The 1,032-nt window shown below is 77.9% G+C and carries 1 protein-coding gene; it reads left to right on the top strand.

What is annotated here, in order from left to right:
• Positions 1-132: 132 nt before the first annotated feature.
• Positions 133-1,032 (top strand): hypothetical protein (locus tag B7767_RS38300; RefSeq protein WP_143652884.1); only part of this gene is annotated, 900 nt, incomplete at its 3' end.

Below are 1,032 nucleotides of genomic sequence, written 5' to 3'. Positions count from 1 at the left end.
CTCCGTGAGGGCTCCGTCGCCCGCCGTTCCGGAAGCGGCTCCGACGGCGGTGTCCTCCGCCTCCGCAGCGGGGGGTACGGCGGTGTCGGCGTCCGGCGCGGGGAGGTCCGGGGAGGCTCCGGAGACCCCGGCATGCTCCGGAACGAGAGCCTCCGCACCCGGCACCGGAACGGCCTGGACGGTCTCGGACCCCTCGGCGGCGTCGACACCTGGCGCCTGGACGGCCCGAGGAGCCTCAGTCACCTCACCGGCCTGCGCCGCAGCGGCCTCGGCGCCCGGCACCTGGACGGCCTGAGACGCCTCGGTCCCCTGTGCGGCCTCGGCACCCGGCACCTGGACGGCCTGGTCGGCCGCAGTCACCTCGGCAGCCTGCGCCACGACGGCATCGGCGCCCGGCACCCGAACAGCCTGGGAAACCTCAGCCGCCTCGGCAACCTGCGCCGCAGCGGCCTCGGCAGCCTGCACCCGGTCGGCCTGAGGGGCTTCGGTCATCCCACCGGCCTGCGCCACGACGGCATCGGCAGCCTGCGCCTGGACGGCCTGGGGAACCTCAGCCACCTCACCGGCCTGTGCCGCAGCGGCCTCGGCGCCCGGCGCCCGGACGGCCTGGGACGCCTCGGTCCCCTGTGCGGCGGCCTCCGGTCCGGGCTGCTGAACAGCCTGCGGTGCCTCGGCCTCCTGGGCCTGGTCCGGTGCGGTGGCCACCGCACCCGGTGCCTGGGCGTCCTGCGGTGCCTCGGCCCCCTGGGAGGGCACGGCGGACTCCTCGCCCGCCGCCTCGCCGGCCTGTGGTGCCGCGAGGCCGGGACCCGGTACCTGAGCGCCGTGGGAAGCGTCCGCCCCCGGAACGTATTCGGAAGCGGTGGCCTGAGCGGGGTCCGGCACGGCGACCGGTGCCTGACCGGTCTGCGGCGCCTCGGCCGCCGGGGTGTGCTCCGGCGCCGTGGACCCGGTGTCCGGCGCCTCGGCGGCCGGGGACGCTTCCGGTTCCGGGGCAGCGGGCCCGGGTACGGGTGCCTGGGCCGCCTCGGC

The sequence above is a fragment of the Streptomyces sp. 13-12-16 genome (genome assembly GCF_002114215.1).
Classification (GTDB): Bacteria; Actinomycetota; Actinomycetes; order Streptomycetales; family Streptomycetaceae; genus Streptomyces.
Note: the sequence above shows the minus strand (reverse complement) of the source record. Positions and strands in the feature narration are given on the sequence as shown.